18 protein-coding genes are annotated in these 20,327 nt (G+C 68.1%); 10 read left to right on the plus strand and 8 right to left on the minus strand.

Annotation, left to right across the window (positions count from 1 at the left end):
- The first annotated feature begins 92 nt into the window (after positions 1–92).
- The 7 genes from AC4BAR_RS06400 (at position 93) to AC4BAR_RS06430 (ending at position 5,757) form a co-directional block, all read left to right on the plus strand.
- Positions 93–1,310 (plus strand): MFS transporter, encoded by a 1,218-nt coding sequence (locus tag AC4BAR_RS06400; RefSeq protein WP_490626972.1) that lies wholly within the window; start codon positions 93–95, stop codon positions 1,308–1,310.
- Positions 1,307–1,453, plus strand: a complete 147-nt coding sequence (locus AC4BAR_RS06405; protein ID WP_490626973.1) for a hypothetical protein — start codon at positions 1,307–1,309, stop codon at positions 1,451–1,453. The genes AC4BAR_RS06400 and AC4BAR_RS06405 overlap by 4 nt, the downstream gene beginning before the upstream one ends.
- Before the next feature lie 46 nt (positions 1,454–1,499).
- Positions 1,500–2,312, plus strand: a complete 813-nt coding sequence (locus tag AC4BAR_RS06410; RefSeq protein WP_490626974.1) for an SDR family oxidoreductase — start codon at positions 1,500–1,502, stop codon at positions 2,310–2,312.
- 61 nt (positions 2,313–2,373) lie between these two features.
- Complete coding sequence (locus AC4BAR_RS06415; protein ID WP_490626975.1) at positions 2,374–2,958, plus strand: class I SAM-dependent methyltransferase; 585 nt, start codon at positions 2,374–2,376, stop codon at positions 2,956–2,958.
- Between the two features lie 24 nt (positions 2,959–2,982).
- Complete coding sequence (gene dapA / locus AC4BAR_RS06420) at positions 2,983–3,864, plus strand: 4-hydroxy-tetrahydrodipicolinate synthase (protein WP_490626976.1); 882 nt, start codon at positions 2,983–2,985, stop codon at positions 3,862–3,864.
- A gap of 17 nt (positions 3,865–3,881) precedes the next feature.
- Positions 3,882–4,970, plus strand: a complete 1,089-nt coding sequence (gene bamC / locus AC4BAR_RS06425; protein WP_490626977.1) for an NlpB/DapX family lipoprotein — start codon at positions 3,882–3,884, stop codon at positions 4,968–4,970.
- Positions 4,971–4,974: 4 nt separating this feature from the next.
- Positions 4,975–5,757, plus strand: a complete 783-nt coding sequence (locus AC4BAR_RS06430) for an MBL fold metallo-hydrolase (protein ID WP_490626978.1) — start codon at positions 4,975–4,977, stop codon at positions 5,755–5,757.
- 452 nt (positions 5,758–6,209) lie between these two features.
- Here AC4BAR_RS06430 and AC4BAR_RS06435 read toward each other — a convergent pair whose 3' ends face one another.
- Complete coding sequence (locus tag AC4BAR_RS06435) at positions 6,210–6,722, minus strand: hypothetical protein (protein WP_490626979.1); 513 nt, start codon at positions 6,720–6,722, stop codon at positions 6,210–6,212.
- A gap of 11 nt (positions 6,723–6,733) precedes the next feature.
- The gene (locus tag AC4BAR_RS06440) at positions 6,734–7,855 is read right to left on the minus strand and encodes a JmjC domain-containing protein (protein ID WP_490626980.1); all 1,122 of its coding nucleotides are present in this window, start codon (positions 7,853–7,855) and stop codon (positions 6,734–6,736) included.
- A gap of 14 nt (positions 7,856–7,869) precedes the next feature.
- On the opposite strand from AC4BAR_RS06440, the gene AC4BAR_RS06445 reads away from it, so the two are divergent.
- On the plus strand, positions 7,870–8,409 hold the full coding sequence (locus AC4BAR_RS06445; RefSeq protein WP_490626981.1) for an FKBP-type peptidyl-prolyl cis-trans isomerase: 540 nt from the start codon (positions 7,870–7,872) through the stop codon (positions 8,407–8,409).
- A gap of 36 nt (positions 8,410–8,445) precedes the next feature.
- On the opposite strand, the gene rpiA is transcribed toward AC4BAR_RS06445, so the two are convergent.
- On the minus strand, positions 8,446–9,117 hold the full coding sequence (rpiA, locus tag AC4BAR_RS06450) for a ribose-5-phosphate isomerase RpiA (protein ID WP_490626982.1): 672 nt from the start codon (positions 9,115–9,117) through the stop codon (positions 8,446–8,448).
- Between the two features lie 87 nt (positions 9,118–9,204).
- On the opposite strand from rpiA, the gene AC4BAR_RS06455 reads away from it, so the two are divergent.
- Both AC4BAR_RS06455 and AC4BAR_RS06460 read left to right on the plus strand, forming a co-directional pair.
- Positions 9,205–10,254, plus strand: a complete 1,050-nt coding sequence (locus tag AC4BAR_RS06455) for a quinone-dependent dihydroorotate dehydrogenase (RefSeq protein WP_490626983.1) — start codon at positions 9,205–9,207, stop codon at positions 10,252–10,254.
- Positions 10,255–10,397: 143 nt separating this feature from the next.
- Positions 10,398–11,045, plus strand: a complete 648-nt coding sequence (locus AC4BAR_RS06460; protein ID WP_490626984.1) for a response regulator — start codon at positions 10,398–10,400, stop codon at positions 11,043–11,045.
- On the opposite strand, the gene AC4BAR_RS06465 is transcribed toward AC4BAR_RS06460, so the two are convergent.
- From AC4BAR_RS06465 to dnaQ, 5 genes are all read right to left on the minus strand, one after another.
- A complete protein-coding gene (locus tag AC4BAR_RS06465) occupies positions 11,005–12,681 on the minus strand; it encodes an alkaline phosphatase D family protein (protein ID WP_490626985.1) in 1,677 nt (558 codons plus the stop codon). The genes AC4BAR_RS06460 and AC4BAR_RS06465 overlap by 41 nt on opposite strands.
- Positions 12,675–16,820 (minus strand): alpha/beta fold hydrolase, encoded by a 4,146-nt coding sequence (locus AC4BAR_RS06470; RefSeq protein WP_490626986.1) that lies wholly within the window; start codon positions 16,818–16,820, stop codon positions 12,675–12,677. Before AC4BAR_RS06470 ends, AC4BAR_RS06465 begins: the two co-directional genes overlap by 7 nt.
- On the minus strand, positions 16,817–18,613 hold the full coding sequence (locus AC4BAR_RS06475) for a sensor histidine kinase (protein ID WP_490626987.1): 1,797 nt from the start codon (positions 18,611–18,613) through the stop codon (positions 16,817–16,819). The genes AC4BAR_RS06470 and AC4BAR_RS06475 overlap by 4 nt, the downstream gene beginning before the upstream one ends.
- Before the next feature lie 73 nt (positions 18,614–18,686).
- A complete protein-coding gene (locus AC4BAR_RS06480; protein WP_490626988.1) occupies positions 18,687–19,520 on the minus strand; it encodes an N-formylglutamate amidohydrolase in 834 nt (277 codons plus the stop codon).
- A gap of 27 nt (positions 19,521–19,547) precedes the next feature.
- Entirely contained in the window at positions 19,548–20,261 is a 714-nt protein-coding gene (gene dnaQ, locus AC4BAR_RS06485; protein ID WP_490626989.1) for a DNA polymerase III subunit epsilon, read from the minus strand.
- Positions 20,262–20,327 lie beyond the last annotated feature (66 nt).

Consider the following 20,327-nt stretch of genomic DNA (forward strand, 5'->3'; position numbering starts at 1 on the left):
ACTGGATACAACCACAGGCCACAAGCCTGTGGCCCGGATCGGCTGTCGTTGACGCGCCAGCGGCGCCACGGCGAATTGGCTACAGTCTTTGCATGACTGCTGTTTCCAAACCCCTTTCCATGGTCCAGGTGCTGGTGTGTGGCGCCGCGGTCGTCACGCTGTCCATGGGCATACGCCACGGCTTCGGCCTGTGGCTGCAACCCATCACCCAGGCCCAAGGTTGGACGCGCGAGAATTTTGCCTTCGCACTGGCCATCCAGAACCTGGCCTGGGGCGTTTCGGGCATTTTTGCCGGCATGCTGGCCGACCGTTTTGGCGCCTTCCGTGTCATCGTGGGCTGTTCGCTGCTGTACGGCCTGGGCCTGTGGGGCATGGCTTTTGCGCCGTCGCCGCTGCTGTTTGCATTGACCGCCGGCCTGCTGATCGGCGCGGCACAGGGCGGCACGACCTACGCCGTGGTGTACGGGGTGATTGGCCGCAACGTGTCGGCAGCCAAACGCAGCTCGGCCATGGGCATCACCGCGGCGGCCGGTTCGTTTGGCCAATTTCTGATGGTGCCGGTGGAGGGCATTCTGATCAGCGACTTTGGCTGGCAGCAGGCGCTGGTGCTGCTGGCCATGGCCGCGCTGGTGATGATTCCGCTGGCCTGGGGTCTGCGCGAGCCCGGCTTTGGCGGCAGCGCCGCGCCGGTGCGGGAGCAAACCGTGGCCCAGGCGCTGGCCGAGGCCTGCCGCTACCCGAGCTTCCAGCTGCTGATGCTGGGCTACTTTGTCTGTGGCTTCCAAGTGGTGTTCATCGGCGTGCACATGCCCAGCTATTTGCGCGACCATGGCCTGTCGCCGCAGGTGGCCAGCTATTCGCTGGCGCTGATCGGTTTGTTCAATGTGTTCGGCTCCTACCTGGCCGGCTGGCTGGGCCAGACCTGGCCCAAACGGCACATCCTGGCCTTTATCTACGGCGCTCGGGCGGTGGTGATTGCGCTGTTTCTGTGGGCGCCGCTGACACCGATGTCGGTTTATGTGTTCTCGGCCGTGATGGGGGTGTTGTGGCTGTCCACCGTGCCGCTGACCAACGGCCTGGTGGCGCAGATCTTCGGCATCCAGCACCTGTCCATGCTGGGCGGCTTTGTGTTCTTCTCGCACCAGATCGGCTCTTTCCTGGGCGTGTGGCTGGGCGGCCTGCTGTACGACCGCACCGGCAACTACGACGGGGTCTGGGCCATCACCATCGCGCTGGGCGTGCTGGCCGCCCTGCTAAACCTGCCCATCAAGGAAGCCACGCTGGCCCGCGGCGTGGCCAAGGCGGCATGACCCTGGCCACGGCACCCCTTCGCACCTGGCGCCGCTGGGTGGGTGGGGCTGTGGCGGTGGCGGCCCTGCTGGGCGCCTTCTGGCTCTACACCCGGCCGGATTTCCTGTTCACGCTGGCCAACCAGGCCTGGTCCTGCTTTTGAGCGTGGGGCCCCGGGATCGCTCCGCACCGGTGCTAAGCTCCCGCCGATGAAAATCTTTGTGATCACCGGTGCCTCGGACGGCATCGGCGCCGAGATGGCCCGGCAACTGGCCCATGCCCATGGCCCGCGCTGCGGCCTGGTGCTGGCGGCCCGCAACACCGACAGCCTGAACCTGGTGGCCCAGCAGTGCGAAGTGCATGCCGCGCAAACCCTGGTGGTGCCCACCGACGTGTCGGTCGAGGCCGCCTGCCGTGCATTGATTGACGCCGCCGTGGCCCGCTTCGGCCGCATCGACGCGCTGATCAACAACGCCGGTGTGTCGGCCCAGGCCATGCTGGCCGATGTCAAAGACAGCGACATGGGCTGGTACGAGCAGCTGATGCGGGTCAACCACTGGGGCGCGGTGTGGTGCACCCACCAGGCCTTGCCGCACCTGATCGCACGCCAGGGCTACATCGTCGCGGTGTCCTCGCTGGCCGGGCTGGTGGGCGTGCCGGGCCGCACAGCCTATGGCGCCAGCAAGTTCGCGATGAACGGTTTTTTCGAAGCCCTGCGCACCGAGCTGGTTCCCACTGGCGTCAGCGTCACCATCGCCTACCCCGGCGTGGTAGACACCCAGATCCGTTACCGCGGCTACAACGCGGCCGGCAAGGCCGCCGGTGCCAGCGGCCTGAAGGAAGAGCAGGCCATGCCGGTAGAGGAATGCGCCCGCCTGATTCTGGAAGGCATGGCCGCCCGCCAGCGCGACGTGGTGATGACCTGGCGCGGCAAGATCGGCCGCTGGCTCCGCTTGCTGAACCCTGCGCTGGTGGATCGCATGGCGCTGGCCGCGCTGAAAGACGACGTCAAACCCCGCTGAGTGTCCTCGGCCCAGGCGCCCGCCGCGCCGGGCCAGCGGCTTCGCCCCTCCCCTCGAACACATGACCGCCTCCCCGCAACACGGCACTGAGCCGCCTTCCCCCTGGATTCAACGCTGGTCGCACCTGGTGCCGGCCGGCGGCCGCGTGCTCGACGTGGCCTGTGGCCATGGCCGCCACCTGCGCTGGTTTGCCCAGCGCGGCCACCCGGTGGCGGCGGTGGATCGCTCGCCCGATGCGGTGGCGGCAGTGGCCCTGTTGGGCGATGTGCGCCAGGCCGACATCGAGAACGGCCCCTGGCCCTTCATGGCCGAAGGCGCGGTGCAAGGCTTTGCCGCGGTGGTGGTGACCAACTACCTGTGGCGGCCGCTGTGGCCCACGCTGCTGGCCAGCCTGGCCCCGGGTGGTGTGCTGCTGTACGAGACCTTTGCCCAGGGCAACGAGACCGTGGGCAAGCCCTCGCGGCCTGACTTCCTGCTGCAGCCCGGCGAATTGCTGCAGCGCTGTGCGGGCCTGCGGGTGGTGGCCTACGAGGACGGCTTTCTGGCCGGGCCCGACCGCTTTGTGCAGCGCATTGCCGCGCTGCGTGAGTCGCTGGCGCCCGCACCCGGGCAGCCGCCGGCCCGCCATGCGCTCTCAGTACAATGAGCTTTTGAGACCAACTCCGTCAACATGACCCCGATCACTGGCAGCATCGTCGCCCTGGCGACCCCCATGCACGAGGATGGCAGCGTGGACTACCCCACGCTGCGCAAGCTCATCGACTGGCACATCGCCGAAGGCACCGACTGCATTGGCGTGGTGGGCACCACCGGCGAGTCGCCCACGGTCAATGTGACGGAGCACTGCGAAATCATCCGCGTGTCGGTGGAACAGGCCGCCAAGCGCGTGCCCATCATGGCTGGCTGCGGCGCCAACAGCACCGCCGAAGCCATCGAGCTCACCCGCTTCGCCCGTGACGTCGGCGCCGACTGCCATCTGCAGGTCGTGCCCTACTACAACAAGCCCACACAAGAAGGCCAGTACCAGCACTTCAAGGCGATTGCCGAAGCGGTGGACCTGCCCATGGTGCTGTACAACGTGCCCGGCCGCACCGTGGCCGACATGGCCCATGACACGGTGATGCGGCTGACCCAGGTGCCCGGCATCATCGGCATCAAGGAGGCCACCGGCAACATCGAGCGCGCCGAATGGCTGATCCGCGAGGCCCCGGCCGGCTTCCACATCTACTCGGGTGACGACCCGACCGCCGTGGCCCTGATGCTGTGCGGCGGCCATGGCAACATCAGCGTCACCGCCAACGTGGCGCCCAAGCTGATGCACGAACTGTGTGTGGCCGCGCTGGCCGGCGACGTGCGCACCGCGATGCGCATCCAGATGCAGCTGCTGCCGCTGCACCGCCACCTGTTTGTCGAAGCCAACCCCATTCCGGTGAAGTGGGCCATGGCCCGCATGGGCCTGTGTGGCCCGGCGCTGCGCCTGCCCATGACCCCGCTCACCGAGGGCAATGCCCCGGTGGTGGAGCGCGCACTCCAGCAGTGCGGCCTGATCTGAACAACGAGGACCGATCCGTGAACAAAACCACCCCAATCGCCGCCCTGGCGCTGCTGCTGGCCCTGTCGGCCTGCTCGACGCTGGAAGGCGACAAGATCGACTACAAGAGCTCGGGCAAGGCGCCGTCGCTGGCCGTGCCGCCCGACCTGGCCCAGCTGTCGCGCGACAGCCGCTACGTGGTGCCCGGTGGCCCGATCACGGCCAGCGGCTACCAGGCCGGCCAGACCAATGTCTCCGTTCCCACCGCCGCCGTCGCTGTGGGCGATGTGCGCATCGAGCGCGCCGGCACCCAGCGCTGGCTGGTGGTCAACCGCCCGGCCGACCAGCTGTGGAGCCCGATCCGCGACTTCTGGCAAGAAAACGGTTTTCTGCTGACCATTGACCAGCAGAACCTGGGCATCATGGAAACCGACTTCGCCGAAAACCGGGCTAAGCTGCCGCAGGATTTCATCCGCAACACCATTGGCAAGCTGTTCGAGTCCATCTACTCCACCGGCGAGCGTGACAAGTTCCGCACCCGCATCGAGCGCAACACCAGCGGCGCCACCGAGGTCTTCATCAGCCACCGCGGCATGGTGGAGGTCTACCGCCAGGACAGCGGGGCCAAATCCAATGAAACCGTGTGGCAGCCCCGCCCGGCCGATCCCGAACTGGAAGCCGAATTCCTGCGCCGTTTGATGGTCAAACTGGGCGTGTCCCAGGAGCAGTCACGCGCCCTGCTGGCCACTGGCACCGACAAGCCCACCTCGCGGGTGGCCTCGGTCAACAACCTGCCGGTGGTCAAGATCGACGAGGGCTTTGACCGCGCCTGGCGCCGTGTCGGCCTCGCGCTGGACCGCACCGGCTTCACCGTGGAAGACCGTGACCGCTCGCAAGGCACCTACTTCGTGCGCTACGTTGAGCCCACCGCCGACAAGAAAGAGCCTGGCTTCTTCAGCAAGATCTTCAGTGGCAACAATGTCAACACCAGCCCCCTGAAATACCGCATCAAGGTGGCCAGTGAAGGCGAGTCCAGCACCGTTTCGGTGTTGACCGCGACCGGCACGCCCGAGACCTCGGCCAATGCCCAGCGCATCGTCCGCGTCATTGCCGACGACCTGAAGTAAGCCCATGCGCTTCCGCAGCCTGGGCAGCGGCAGCTCGGGCAATGCGACGCTGGTCGAAGCCGGGTCTGGCTCGGCGGTGGTGCGTTTGCTGGTCGACTGCGGCTTTGGCATCCGCCAGTTGGAGCGGCGCCTGGCCGCCGCCAACCTCAGCGCCGCCGACATCGACGCGGTGTTCATCACCCATGAACACGCCGACCACACCGGCTGCGTGCGCCAGCTGGCCTTGCGTGAACGCATCCCGGTGTGGATGAGCCATGGCACACACAGCGCCCTGGGCCTGGACGCCCAGGCCGACTGGGGTGGCTGGCTGCGGGTGGCCCGCGACGGCGAGCCGATTGACCTCGGCGCACTGGGCGCCCTGCCCTTCACCGTGCCCCATGACGCCCGTGAACCCTTGCAACTGCGTTGCACCGATGGCCACAGCAGCCTGGGCATCCTGACCGACCTGGGCCATGTCACCCCGCACGTGGTGCAACAGCTGAGCGACTGCACCGCCTTGCTGCTGGAATGCAACCACGACGAGGCCATGATGGCCCAGTCGGCCTACCCACCCTTTTTGAAGCAACGCATCGCCGGGCGGCTGGGGCATTTGGCCAACAGCCAGTCGGCCGAGTTGCTGGCCCGCTTGGCCCATCGCGGGCTGAGCCATGTGGTGGCGGCCCACCTGAGCGCGCAGAACAACCGGCCGGCGCTGGCATTGCAGGCCCTGGGCGCGGTGACCGAAGGCCAGGGCTGCGAGCTGCAGGTGGCCGATGCCGACAAGGGCACGGACTGGGTGACGCTGTAAGCGTTCGCCCATGAAAAAAGCCGCCCGAAGGCGGCTTTTTCAGAACAAACGAAGAATTACTTCTTCATTGCGTCGGCGGCCGGGGCGGCAGCGGGCGCAGCGGCGCTGGCAGCAGCGTCAGCGGCCGGAGCGGCGGCGGAAGCGGGAGCAGATGCCGGCTCAGCGGCGGGGGCGGCGGGCGCAGCGGCCGGTGCGGGGGCGGGAGCAGGCGCTTCGGCCTTCTTGCCACAAGCAGACAGGGCCACAGCGGAAACCAGGGTCGCCAAAACGAGCAGTTTGTTCATTTGAAAAGTCCTTGAAAGGATTGAAGAAAATTCCGGGGAATGCGCTGACATCGGGTTTTCGCCTGACGTCAGCCGGGCAGCGAGCAAAAAAGCCTCACCACCTTTTCACTCAGCTTACGATTATAACGGGAACTGCACAGCGTCACGGGCAAACCCTGATGGCAGTTGTTACAAACCCAACGTGGTCGCGGCGAAGCCGGGCCGGGCCTGGGCCCATTGCTCCTGCAACTCCTCGTGCAAGGTCACCCGGCGCCGCGCCTCCAGCGTGCCCACGCCGGTGCAGCGCACCAGGTCCAGGCGCTGCAGTGTCCAGTGCGGCGTCCAGATCGCGCTGAGCACGTCCTCGCCGTGGCGCCCACCCAGTTGGTGGCACTCGACCAGGTGAGACCACTGGCGGCGAAACACCACAAACCGCGGATGGCACCGCTCAAACAGGTCGAAATGGCCGGCAAGAAGCCGCAGCTGGCGGCCGCTGCCGGCCCAGGCGTTCAAGGCATCGCAGAGGCTGCGCTCACCCAGCGGCCAGTCTTCAAAGTCGGGGTCGCTGAGCCACAGGGTCTTCCAGCCCTGGGCATCGGCCTGGCCCAGGGCGTTGCGCACAATGACCCGGAACTCGTCCAGACCGACAAACGGACCCTGGTGCAAGGGGCTGAGCGGCGCGACGGCGGACGGGTCTTGCATGGCGGTCTCCTTCAGGGCCTGTCGGGGTGCAACCAGCCGCAGGCATGCCAGTCGGCCACCAACTCGGCGGCCTCGGGGCTGAGCCGGCCGGCCTGCGCCGTTGTCAGGCGGCGCTGGTCGGCCAGCAGACGCATCAGTGTGGCATCCCGGCCGCCGGCACGGAAGCCCTCGCCGTTGATGAACACATGGTGGTCGTCGTACAGCATGCGGCTGCGGCGGTCCAGCCGCCAGCCGCCGCCGGTCTGGTCGGCCGACTCACCGTCTTCGTCGAACCACACCGTGGGCTTGGGCTCGGTCAGGTACTCGCCCAGGGCGCGGGCGCTGGCGCGAGGGTCTTTCAGCGCATCTTGCACCGCCTGCATCGCAAAGGCCAGCAGCGGCGCGGGCAGGCGGGCGCTGTCGGTCACCGCCGGCTGCTTGGGGTCGGCGTAGAGCCGGGGGTCGTCCACCTCGTCGGCCAGGCGCTCGAACAAGGCCCGGGCCAGCTCACCGCGGGCCGGCGCCCGGAAACCCACCGAATAGGTCATGCACTCGCCCACCGCCACACCATCGTGGGCGTAGCGAGGCGGCAGGTAAAGCATGTCGCCAGGGTTCAACACCCATTCCTGCTCGGGCTCGAACCGGGCCAGGATTTTCAGCGGCACGTCGTCGCGCAGGCTCAGGTCTTTCTGGCGGCCGATGCGCCAGCGGCGCTGGCCATGGGCTTGCAGCAGAAACACGTCGTAGCTGTCGAAATGCGGGCCCACGCCGCCGCCGTCGCTGGCATAGCTGACCATCAGGTCGTCCAGCCGCGCCTCGGGCAGGAAACGAAAAGCCTGCAGCAATTCATGCGCCCCGTTGTGGTGCAGGTCCACGCCCTGCACCAGCAGGCTCCAGTTCGGCTGGCTCAGCGCCGGCAAGGCGCGGCGGGCGAACGGGCCATTGCGCAGCCGCCAGCGCTCACCGTCCTGCAGCACCAGGCGCGACTGCACCGCCTCCTGGCCGGCAAGATCGAACAGCGCACGACGGTCCAGCAGCGGCTGAAAGCCGGGAATGGCCTGGCGCACCAGCAGCGGCTTTTTCTGCCAGTGGCGGGCCATGAATTGTTGCGGGCTCAGGCCGCCGAGCAGGGTCAGGGGAAGGGTCACGTCCATGGGACAATTGTCTTATGGAAATGATTTCAGCCGTGACCGAGCAATGCGTGGTGGCCCTGACCTGGACCTTGAAGGACACCTTGGGTGAAGAGCTCGACGTGCTCGACGAGCCGGTCGAGTTTCTGGTGGGGGGCGACGACCTGCTGCCCAAGATCAGCGAGGCCTTGCAAGGCCACGAGGTCGGCGACAAGGTGGATTTGCACCTGGAGCCCGAACAGGCTTTTGGCGACTACGACGAGAACCTGGTCTTCCTCGAAGCCCGTTCGCTGTTCCCGGCCGATCTGCAGGAAGGCATGGCCTTTGAAGGCCTGCCGGCCGGCTGCAACCCCGACGCGCCCAAAAACAACCTGTTTGTGGTGACCGACATCTACCCCGAGCATGTGGTGCTGGAAGGCAACCACCCGCTGGCCGGCATCGCGCTGCGCCTGCACCTGAAGGTGGAAGCCATCCGCGAAGCCACCGAGGAAGAAATTGGCCGCGGCACGGCCGGCGCCAGCTTCTTCAAGGTGCCCACACCCGCGGCTTCCGGCGGGCACCACGGCCACCTGCACTGACACGGCACACACCGCCCTCGGGCGGCCGCGAAAACGTCAGTAGACGATGGTGCGCACGCCGCTGGCCGTGCCCAGCAAACACACCTGGGCCTTCTGGTGGGCAAACACCCCCACCGTCACCACGCCGGGCCACTGGTTGACCATGGATTCAAAGCCCAGCGGGTCGGTGATGCGCAAACCGGTCACGTCCAAGATGTGCTGACCGTTGTCGGTGACCAGCGGCGCACCGTCTTTCATGCGCACCGACGCTTGGCCGCCCAGCGCGGCGAACTGGCGCTGGATGCGTGCGGTGGCCATCGGAATGACTTCGACCGGCAGCGGAAACCCGCCCAGCGCTGGCACCAGCTTGCTCTCGTCGGCGATGCAGACGAACTGGCGCGATTGCGCCGCAACGATCTTCTCGCGGGTCAGGGCCGCGCCGCCACCCTTGACCATGTGGCCCTGGCCGTCGATCTCGTCGGCGCCGTCGATGTAGACCGCCAACTCGTCCACTTCGTTGCTGTCGAAGACCCGGATGCCCAACGCCTGCAGGCGGGCGGTGGAAGCCACCGAGCTGCTCACCGCGCCGCGGATGCGGTCTTTGACGGTGGCCAGCGCATCGATGAATTTGTTCACCGTGGAGCCGGTGCCCACGCCAACGATGCCGCCTTCGGGCACGTATTGCAGGGCGGCCTGGCCCACCAGGGTCTTGAGTTCGTCTTGGGTCATGGGTGCTTTTGCGACAATGCAGAGTGACTGAGGTGCGGCCACCGTGGGTGGCGACCAAAGTGTCCGATTATCCAGCCTCCCTCCCCCATGCCCTTGCTGCCCTACGCCCTCGCCCGCCCCTTTTTGTTCGGCCTGGACCCTGAAGCCGCCCACGAACTGACCATGGCCGCGCTGGCCCGCACCCAAGGCACGCCGCTGGCCTGGGCCTTCTGCGCCGGCATGGTTGACGACCCGGTGACGCTGGCCGGCCTGCGCTTCCCCAACCGCATCGGCCTGGCCGCCGGGCTGGACAAGAACGCCCGCTGCATCGACGGCCTGGGCGCGATGGGTTTCGGCTTTGTCGAGGTGGGCACGGTGACGCCCAAGGCCCAGCCCGGCAACCCCAAGCCCCGCATGTTCCGCCTGCCCGAGGCCAAGGCCTTGATCAACCGCCTGGGCTTCAACAACGACGGCCTGGACGCCTTCGTCGCCAACGTGTTGCGCTCGTCCTTCCGCCAGCGCGGCCGCATCCTGGGCCTGAACATCGGCAAGAACGCCGCCACCCCCATCGAAGACGCCACCCGCGACTACCTGACCTGCCTGGACGGCGTCTACCCGCACGCCGACTACGTGACGGTCAACATCTCCAGCCCCAACACCAAAAACCTGCGCGCGCTGCAGAGCGACGCAGCGCTGGACGCCCTGCTCGGTGCGATTGCCGAACGGCGCGAGGCGCTGGCCCGCCAGCATGGCCGCCGCGTGCCCATCTTTGTGAAGATCGCGCCCGACCTCGACGAGGCCCAGGTCGAAGTGATTGCCGCCACGCTGCAACGCCACGCCATGGACGGCGTGGTGGCCACCAACACCACGCTGGCCCGCGACGCGGTGCGTGGCCTGCCCCATGGCGAAGAAGCCGGCGGCCTGAGCGGCGCGCCGGTGCTGGCGGCCAGCAACCGCGTCATTGCCCAGTTGCGCGCGGCACTCGGCCAGGGCTTCCCCATCGTCGGTGTGGGCGGTGTGATGTCGGCCGAGGACGCCGTGGCCAAGCGCCGCGCCGGTGCCGACGTGGTGCAGATCTACACCGGCCTGATCTACCAGGGCCCGGGCCTGGTGCGGGACGCGGCGCTGGCCTTGAAGGCGGCCGGCAGCCTGGCCTGAGCCTGTCGACCACGGTCACGGTGGACAGGGCTTTACACCGGCCGGCCGTCTGGCATACATTCGTCTCAGTCGCGGTGGCGACACCCTGGCGGCCCAACCCCGGGGCAAACGCCAGACCACCCACTTTTTGACCACTGGACTGTATGCGCCTGCTGCTTGTCGATGACCATGCGTTGTTCGTGCAAAGCCTGCGCTTTCTGCTGGCCGAGCTGAACCCCTCCATCCACTGCGTGACCGCGTCGTCGGTGGCCGAGGCGGTGCGGCTGCCAGGCCCTTTTGACCTGGTGCTGCTGGACTTCAAGCTGCCCGACACCCAGGGATTCTCCGGCCTGCACGCGCTGCGGGCGGCCCTGCCCTCGGTGCCCATCACCCTGCTGTCGGGCGAAGAGAGTCCGGCCGTGATCAGCGCCGCCATCTCGGAAGGCGCGATGGGCTTCGTGCCCAAGTCGTCGTCGCCAGAGATGCTGATGGCGGCCCTGCAACTGATTCTGGCCGGGGGCGCCTACCTGCCCCCCCATGCGCTGATGGCTGGGCCCGGTGGTGTGGAGCCGCTGGCTGGCGCCACCCACTGTGGGCAACGCAAGGCCGCCGGCCTGTCAGACCGCCAACTGGAGGTGCTGCTGAAGGTGGTGCAGGGCAAGCCCAACAAGGTCATTGCCCGCGAGATGAATTTGGCCGAAGGCACCATCAAGGCCCATTTGTCCACCGCCTTCCGCATGCTGGACGTCAGCAACCGCACCGAGGCGGTGTTCAAGGCCGCCCAGCTGGGTCTGACGGGTTCGGTGCACTGACAAAGCCGCCACCGGCAGCGCTGCAGACAAAGCGGCGGGTTTGAACCCCCTGGGCGCCGTCGATGGCCACCGACAGCGACCAACCCGCGTCGGCCTTCGCCACCGTCACCACCAGAAACCCATCACCGTTCTCGGGAAACTCGGTGGTCAGTGCGCAGCGAAAGCGGCGCGGGGCCCCGTCCGGCGCCGGGTGGTCAAAGCTGAAGCGGTCCTGTGGCTTGAAGTCCTGCACCCGCCCGTTGGAAAAGGGAAACGGTGCGTACAAACCGGGGGTGTGCAGCGACAACACGGTGACGGCGGATTCGGTGTGCCCCGCCGCCCACAGGCGAATCTGGCAGACGCTGGCCAGGTGCTCGTCGCCCGACAGGAACACGGCGTTGCGAATCCGGTGCCGGGCAACGAAGCCCAGCAGTTCATGCAGAGAAGCCGGGTAGCCGTCCCAGCCATCGCAGCGCCAGGCCATGCCCGGGTCTTGCGCCACCGCCCGGTGGCGGGGCAACAGCATGGCGGGCATGGCAATCAGCATCGGCCGGTCGGGGTCCTCGCTGGCCGCCTGCAGCATCCAGGCCTGCAAGGCCGACATCTGGCCCGCCGACATGAGGGTGGCCTGGTGGCCGTTGGTGGCGTGCCGGAAATCGCGTTCGGTGCGCGAGTCGGCCAGGAAAACCGGCACGCCGCCGGTGCCCCAGGGGCCGTCGGTTGGCAGCGGGTACCACAGGGTGGCGACCTCGGCCTCGTCCACCGTGCGCTGGTTGACAAACGCGCGGCGGCCGACGTGCAGGTCGTCCACCCAGTCCGGCGAGGCATGGGGTTCCCAGTTGTCGGCCAGTTCATGGTCGTCCAGTTGGGTGTGGATGGCCAGGCCGGCCGTCAGCGCGGCCGGCAGGTCAAGCCAGGCGTCCTGGTGGCGGTTGTCGTAGCGATCGGCAAGGCGTTTGGCGTCCAGCAGGCCGGCGGTGGCGTCGGCATAGATCTGGTCCCCCACGCGCAGCAACAGCGTGGGCCGGCCGGTGGGGGCTGACAGCCGCGCCGCCAACCGCCGGTATGAGGCCTGGGCCATGGGCCGATCGAACAGCTGTGCGGGGTACTGGCAGCTGGCCAGTGCCAACACCAGCGCAGGAGGGGCATCGGCGCCCGAGGCGCCAGACACGGTCTCGGCCAGCGGCACAAAGCTGTGGGCCAGCGCCGCCAGGCTGTGGCTGGCCAGGTAGGTCACCAGGCTGGGCCAATCCGGCAAACCCGGCGTCGCCACCTGGGGCTGGTGGGCCATCAGCAACGGCACCCCCGTCCACTGCGCGGGCGTCACCGTCACCGCGGCATCGAAGGTGGGGGCTTCGTCGCCGGCGCCGTCACACACCAGCAGCAACACATGACCGGCCAGCGCAGTGGGCAGACCGGTGGGCACCAGCAAGGGCACCCGGATCCAGACGCTGGCGGTGGGCGGGATGGGGCTCAGGTCACCGGCCCATCCGGGCGGCAGTGCCCAGTGCTGGCCATCGGGCGCCGGCACCACCGGCACGGCCAGCGCGTGCATGTCCACCCCTGCACCGCGCCACACCAGGCTGGCCCGGCCCCGGCCCATGGGGTCGGGCGTGGTTCGCTCCGGCATGCGCAACACCTGCGGGCGGCTCAGCATGAGAGCCCCTGGCCTTGCCGGAGGAAACGGTTCACCGGCTCGAACACTTTGGCCGCCGCGTCCCGGCCGATCAAACAGTCCTGGTGGCCGTAACCCTCGACCTGCAAGGCCTGGAAGGGCACGCCTTGCTGGGCCATCAGCGCCGCCATACTGTCCAGCGTGGCCTTGTCCACCAGGCCGTTGTTCGCGCCGTGCACGCTGAGCGTGGGAATGGGCCCCCAGCGTTCGGCCATCGCATCCAGCGACAGCCGGCGGCCATCGCTGTTGGTGATGGTGCTGTAGCGGGCGAAATGGATGGCCTGGGCCACGGTGTCGAGGTTGAGCGGACCAAAAAAATCGTCGATGTGGCGCAGCGTGGTGTCGGCGATGTTGGCGAGGTTGAAGTCGCGGGCGTACAAGGCGTCCATGCGGTGGCGGGTGGTGGTCCAGGGCGTGCGCCGCCAGAAGCGCCAGGGCGGCGGGTTTTCGCGGTCGAACTCGTCCTCAGGGTATGGCAGGGTGGCCAGCAACCGGTCCAGCAACTGGTCTTTGACCGAGGCCGGTTCGGTCGGCCGGAAACGGTAGCGGTCGGGCAGCAGCAAGCGGCGCAGGTGGCGCATGGTGTAGGCCCGGAAGATGTTGCCATCGGTGTAGTTCAGCACCGGGCCCTTTTGTGACAACACGAGGCGGCGGATGCGGCTGGGCAAGGCCTCGAGTTCATCGGCATAGACGGTGGGCGGCGCCTGCCCGTCGATCGGCGGTTGTGGGGACACCACCGACGGCAGCTCCCGCCGGCCGGTGAGCAAGGCCATGCTCAGCATCACCGCCCCGATGCAATGGGCAAACACATCGACCTGTGGCCGCCCGGTGACCCGCACGATGTGGGCAATGGCCACCGGAATGTCGGCGAAGGCGGCGTCTTCAAAGGCCCAGGGCTGGTGCGCGGTGGGCATGCCGGAGCTGGTGCGCAGGTCCAGCACCCAGACGTCGCAATCCTGGTGCCAGAAATGGCTGGCCAGACAGGGCTGGATGGCCGCGTGGGCAAAGTTGGTGCCACTGGCGCTGTAGCCGTGGATGAAGACCAGCGGCGGCCGGCCTGACCCGCGCCGCTCGTAGCGTGTGAGGCGCACCCGCACCGGCAGGCCGCTGGGCTGCGGGTCCAGGTCCAGTTCGGTGACCTGCGGCGGCGGCAGGCCGGGCACACCACCTGGCAGGCGCTGCGGCGTCTGCGGCGGTGCGGTGTCGGGTTTGCGGAAACTCCAGAGGTGAACACCCAGCACCAGGCGCAGCATGTACAAGCCCAGCGAGGCCATGTCGGCCAGCGCATTGGGCTGGTCTTGCTGCCGGGTGATCTGCAACAGCGGCACGCCCTGGCGTGCCAGAAAGCGGGTGTCCAGCGCCAGGACCCGCGGTTGGCGCGCCAAGCCCAGCCAGTGGGTCCCGGGAAAGGCCCGCAGGCGCATGCGGCTGAGCTGCAGCCAGGGGTTGGCGCGGCGCGCATAGCTGAGGCATTTTTCGCCACGCACGCTGGCCCCTGCCCGCACCTGCCGGCCCAGTGGTCCCTCGGCACCCTGGGTGACCTCGGTCAGGGTCAGGCGGTAATCAAACACCCGCTGCTCGCCGGCACGGGAAGCGATTTTCAACACCCCCAGTGCGTAGTTTCGGATGCTTTCGCGCCAGCCTGGACTGGTCTGCAGGGCCGCGTCATGGGCCACCGGCTCGGGCTCAGTGACGCGTTGCCACAGATCGCGCAGGCCCCGGTTGAAAAACCAGGCCCACAGCCCGCGCAGCACGCGGCGCAGGGGCCCGGAGGGCTGGCGGTCCAGCAGGCGCAACTCGCCGTCCAGCGTGGCGACCAGCACCGCCGCCGCCTGCCGCTGTTCATCGTCGGCCAGCCGCAGCGGGCGGCCACGGCGGCCATCGGGCTGGCGCACGCCATGGGCCCAATCGTCACGGGTGAACAGGCGCAGGGTGTTGGTCTGGCCCGGCCCCTGGGTTAACGGGATCCGCCGGCCCATGGTCCGGGTCAGGCCGGCCAGCGTTTGCGGCGCGAAGTGCAGGGTCAGTTCGGCCACATGGGGAACGTCACCCGCACCATCGACCGACAAAGGCAGCTCGCCGGTGAGCCGCTCGACGATCTGCAAAGCCGTGTCCTGCCGCTGCTGAGAAAAACTCTCGGCCGGGGTGCGGTAGACCGGCCGTGGCGCCGCCGGGCCTGGCACCGTGGCCGGGCCTGGTGGCCGCTTCCACTGCCACTGTTTGCGCAGTTGTCGGGCCGAACGCAGTGCCAGCGCGGCAATCGTCAGGGCCGGGTTGGCGCCCAGCGAGCCCGGCAAAATCGCACCGTCCAGCACCACCAGCGACGAATCGAATGGCGCTGCGCCATGGGGGTCGTGGCCGTCGAACACCCGGCCCAGTTCGTCCACCACGCCGTCCATGGCGCTGCGGCCCATCGCACAACCCCCCAGCGGGTGCACGGTCAGCACCGGGCCACGGCCCTGGCTGACCAGAAACTCCAGCCCCTTGGGCAGCATGCGCCACATCGGGTTGGGCAACACCCGCCCGCCCGGACCCAGCACGCCGGGCTGCCCGGGTGCCTGGCCAGCCAGCTGCTCCAGCCGTGCATGGGCCTGGTCCAGATGGGCTGACCAACGGGCCTCGGGCCAGTCGATCCAGGCCATGCCCTCCTGATGACCGGCGCCATCGGCCGCTGCACGGGCGCGTGGCAAACGGACCGCGCCACTGGCGCTGTCGTGCCCGATCAGGCCCAGCAGCGCGGTGTGGGCCATGGCCTCGTCATCGATGGCGCAGGGGTCTTGGCGGGCGGGCTGGCCTGGCCGGTGGCAAGCCAGGTCGGGCTGCACCATGGCGTGCAAGGCGTCCGAGGTGGTGACGATTTCCTCAAACAGCCGTTTCAGCGGCGCCGACACAGCGAACTCCTGGATCAGGAAGCGGTGGGAATCGTCAGCCGCCACCGCATCGACGATGCCCGTGATGGTGGGCCCCACCTGCCGGCCATCGAAGGGCTGGGTTTCGTCGGCCACGGTGCCGGTGGGCTGCCGGTGCTTGTAAAGGGCCGACAGGTTGTCGCCATTGCAGGAAAAGCGCTGGCCCAGGCGGCTGGAAAAGGCCAGGGCCGGGGTTCTCGAGCGCAGCAGGATTTCGGTGGAGCCCAGCGCGCCGGCCGCCAGAATCACCCGCCGCGCCCGCAAACGCATGGCCCCGGCCTGGTTGTCAAGCTCACCGGCCTCGCGCCGGGCCTGTTGCTCCCGGTGGCGCAGCGCGGGCGGCGTGGGCACGACCAGCACCTCCCAGCCGTGCTGCTGCCGGTGCAGGCTCAGCACCGAGGCCTCGGTGTAGATTTCAGCGCCCTGGCGCTGGGCCTGCACCAGCAGGTTGGTGTCCAGCGACTCCCGGGCGCCAACGTTGCAACCGGTCATGCAATCGCCACACAGGGTGCAGGCGTTCAACTGCACACCCTGCGCATTGGCCCCACCCTGCATTTCGATGGTCAGGGCAGCCAGCCGAAAGCGGGCCGGGTCCAGCGCCTTCAGGGCCTCGGTCTTTTTCAGCGGCCGGGACTGGGCGGCCTGCTGGCTGGCATGCAAGGCCATGCTGTTGTCACGGCCGGCCCGGGTGCCGCCCAGCCTGACCTTGGCGGCCTGCAAATAGCCGCGCTGCAAGGCCTTCTCGACCCGCCCGGGCAGGTGGCTCTGGAAGCTGCCGAAGGCCGGTTTTTCCATCACCGCCCCGTTGATCAGCGAGCCGCCGCCCAGCCCGTTGGCCAGCAGCACCGACACGTCCTTGCCCACCCGGACATCGAACAAGGCCTCCATCTCGCCCTTGGGGCCTTCACCGTCAGCGGTCTTGAAACGCACGGCGCGCGGCAACTCGGCCATGCGGGACGGGAAGGCACCGGGCAAATACTCGCGGCCCCGCTCCAGAATGCAGACCCTGGCGCGGCGCCACTGGCCGGGGTGGCTTTCGTCAGGCACCTGGCAGCCGGCCAGTTCGGCCGCCGCCATCGCGCCGCCGTAGCCGCTGCCGACGATCACCAGGTCGTACACCGTGGGCTCGACCGCCTGCGCCTGAATCAGCGCCCCAATGTCCCTGGACAGCCAACGGGCTGCGCGGGTCGGTCGGGATGCCGAGTCTGTCAAGCCCGCATCCCTGCGGTGTCGGCCAGGCGGGGGGCTTGCCAGTCGGGGGCCATGCTCTGGGCCCGCGCGAGCTCGTCGCGCAGGGTGTCCAGCGGCAGCGGCTTGTGCAACAAGCGCATGCCGGCCCGCTCGGCCTCCAGCAGGCGGTCGGGCGCGGTGTCGCCACTGACCAGCACCGCCGACACCTGGGGCCACAGCGCGCGGATGGCACGGATCGAGGCGATGCCGTTGTCGTCGCCGCGCAGCCGGAAGTCGGCCAGCACCAGGTGGGGGGCGCGGTTGCGGACCATGGCACAGGCCTCCTCGGTGCCAGAGGCCTCGATGCACTCGCAGCCCATCTCTTCGAGCACGATGCGCAGGCCCAGGCGAACCGAACGTTCGTCGTCAATCACCAGCACCCGCAGGCTGAACTGCGTGGCACCGGTGTGTGCCACCGGCGCCACCAGCGTGGAAATCACCTGGGTAGCGACCGGCATCTCCAGCGTGAAGGAGGTGCCGACACCGGCCTGTGAGGCCATGGTCAATTCGATGCGCAACAGCTCACACAGCCGGCGCACGATGGACAGGCCCAGGCCCAGGCCCTTGGAGCGGTCGCGCTCCGGGTTGTCGACCTGGTAGAACTCCTGGAACACCTCTTCCTGGTGCTGCTCGGCGATGCCGCGACCGCTGTCCGTCACCGTCAGCAGCATGCGCTCGCCCCGGCTGCGCACCATCAGCGTCACATGGCCTTGCTCGGTGAACTTGATGGCGTTCTGGGTCAGGTTGCGCAGGATGCGCATCAGCAGGTGGGCATCGGTGTTGACCAACTGCTCACTGTGGATGGCCAGCCGCGGCTCCAGGCCACGGGCCCGGGCGATGGCGTCGATTTCGCCGAAATGCTGGCGCACCACGTCGGCCAGCTTGACCGGCCGCATCTCGGCCTGCACGATGCCGGCATCGAGTTTGGAGATGTCGAGCAGGCCGTCGAGCTGGGCGCTCAGGTTGTCGGTGACCTCGTTCAGCACCTTGACGATTTCCTTGCTGCGGGCGTCGATGTCGCGCATGCCCAACGCAGCGCCGAGCAGGGTCAGGGTGTGCAGCGGTTGGCGCAGGTCATGGCTGGCGGCGGCCAGAAAACGGGTTTTGGCCCGGTTGGCCGCATCGGCCTGGTCCAGCGCCACCTTCAGCTTGTCGTTGAGCTCGCGTTCCTGGAAACGGATCTCGCAGGACTCGACAAAGGTGGCCCAGGCGTCGCTGGCCAGGCCCAGCACGATCCACAGGTAGACCAGGGTCAGCAAGGCCATGGTGCGCTCGGCCCAGGTCACCTCCGCCAGCCCTGGGCTGAACGCCCACAGCGCCACGATGGGCAGCAGCGTGGGCAGGGTGTAGGCCAGAAAAGTCTTTTTGTGGCCGCCGGTGGTGGCCACCGCGCCACTGACCAGGCCCAGCAGAATCAGCGTGTGAACCGAGCGGCCGGCCAGCGACAGGAAAGGGAAAGCCAGGTGGCTGAGGGCAAACACCACGCCGTTGGCGAAGCTCATCCAGAAAATGACCCGGATGCGCTGTTCGGTGGGCAGGTGGGTCTTGTCGGGCAAACGCCCCAGCACATGCCAGCGCAACACCATCATGGCAACGGCCAAGGCCAGCCAGGCCAGAGGCCAGACCAGCGGCAGCCTGGTGGCGCCCAGGCCGGCAATGACCAACGCGATGACGAACACACCGATGGGTACCCGGCGGCTTTGCCGGGCAATCAGCGCGATGAATTGCTCCCGGACGAAGTCGCGTGTGAGCGTTCTGGCAGAGGTTTCGGTCACAGCGAAAGGTTAGCGTCGCCCCGATGACCGTCAATAGGCCAATGGATGTATGGGATGCGCCGGGACCGGTGTGTCAAAGGCGGCGCGGGTCGGTGACCAGCAGCCGCACCACCAGCGACCTCAGCGTGGCCTGCAGGGCGGCAAAGCCGGAATGCATGGCCAGCGTCGCCTCGTCCATGTACAGCCGGCGGTTCACTTCCAGCTGGATGCTGTGGCGCTGCTGCGACGGTTGGCCATGGCGCCGCACCAGCTCGACCCCCTTGTAGGGGTGGTTCCAGCTGACGCTGTGGCCGCGCTGCTGCAGATGCTCACCCACCAGCTGGGCCAACGCGGCGCTGGCACTGGTGTCGTCGCGGTTGCCGACCACGAAGTCGGCGTGCTGAAGCCCCGGAAACTCGGTGGCATGGCTGCTGGCCACGGCCGGCATGGAATGGCAGTTCAGGTGGATGCAGTAACCGTGGCGGGCCTGGGCGGCCTCGATGGCGGCCGCCACCGCCGCGTGGTAGGGCACCCAACAGCGGGTGATGCGGTTTTGCACCTCGGCCACGCTGAGCCGGCGGGCATAGATGGGCAGACCGTCGTCGGTCAGGCGCCAGACCAGGCCCTTGCCCAGCCGCACCTTGGCACCGCCTTCCAGCGGGCCGGGCCAGGGGGCATCGAGCAGTTCGGGGTCGATCTCGGTGGTGTTGCGGTTGGCGTCCAGGTAGCTGCGCGGGAAATGCGCCTCGACCCAGGCCACCCCCAGCGCGGGCGCGAAAGCGTAGAGCTTTTCCACATGGGTGTCTTCGGCCTGCCGCAAACGGGCCAGTTCACAGGCGTGACCGAAGTCGTCCGGGTAATCGGTGCCGCTGTGCGGCGAGTCCAGCACCAGTGCGGTGCTTCCGGGCAAATGCGTCACCAAGGCCATGCGGCATTGTGGCGCAAGTGAGTTGACTCAGGCGGCCGGCTCCAGGGCCCGCCACAGGGTCTTGCCGCCGCTGGCTTTGTCCAGCTGGCCCAGCACCTCGGTGTGGGCCGCCAGCTCCTGCGCGCTGGCGTTCAGCACCGGCAGGCTGATGCCGCTGAGATCGACCCGCGGGGCCTGGGCTTCGCCCTCGCCCACCGTGCCGAGGTCGATCAGCAGCGCGTCCTGGCCACGGGTCAGGTTGATGTAGACATCGGCCAGCAGCTCGGCATCGAGCAGCGCGCCGTGCAGGGTGCGGCCGGAGTTGTCTACGCCCAGCCGGTCACACAGCGCGTCGAGCGAGTTGCGTTTGCCCGGAAACATCTCCTTGGCCATCACCAGGGTGTCGGTGACGCTGCCCACCACCGTCTTGAACGGCGGCCGACCGAGGAGTTCCAGCTCTTTGTTCAGAAAGCCGACGTCGAAGGCCGCGTTGTGGATGATGATCTCGGCGCCCGCGAGGTAGTCCATCAGCTCATCGGCCACGGCGGCGAACTTGGGCTTGTCGCGCAGGAACTCGTTGCTGATGCCGTGGATGCGCAGCGCGTCCTCGTGGCTGTCACGCCCGGGGTTCAGGTAGAAATGCTTGTTCTGCCCGGTCAGCTTGCGGTTGAGCAGCTCGACACAACCGATCTCGATGATGCGGTCGCCGTTCTCGGCGGAGAGACCGGTGGTTTCGGTGTCAAGAACGATCTGGCGTGTCATGCGGGGCTTCCACAGTCAAGGCGTTCCGCCGCCGGGCCGCCCCAAGGCGGAACAGCCCCCTCGGGG

This window comes from Rhodoferax sp. SPJ4 (assembly GCF_058216275.1).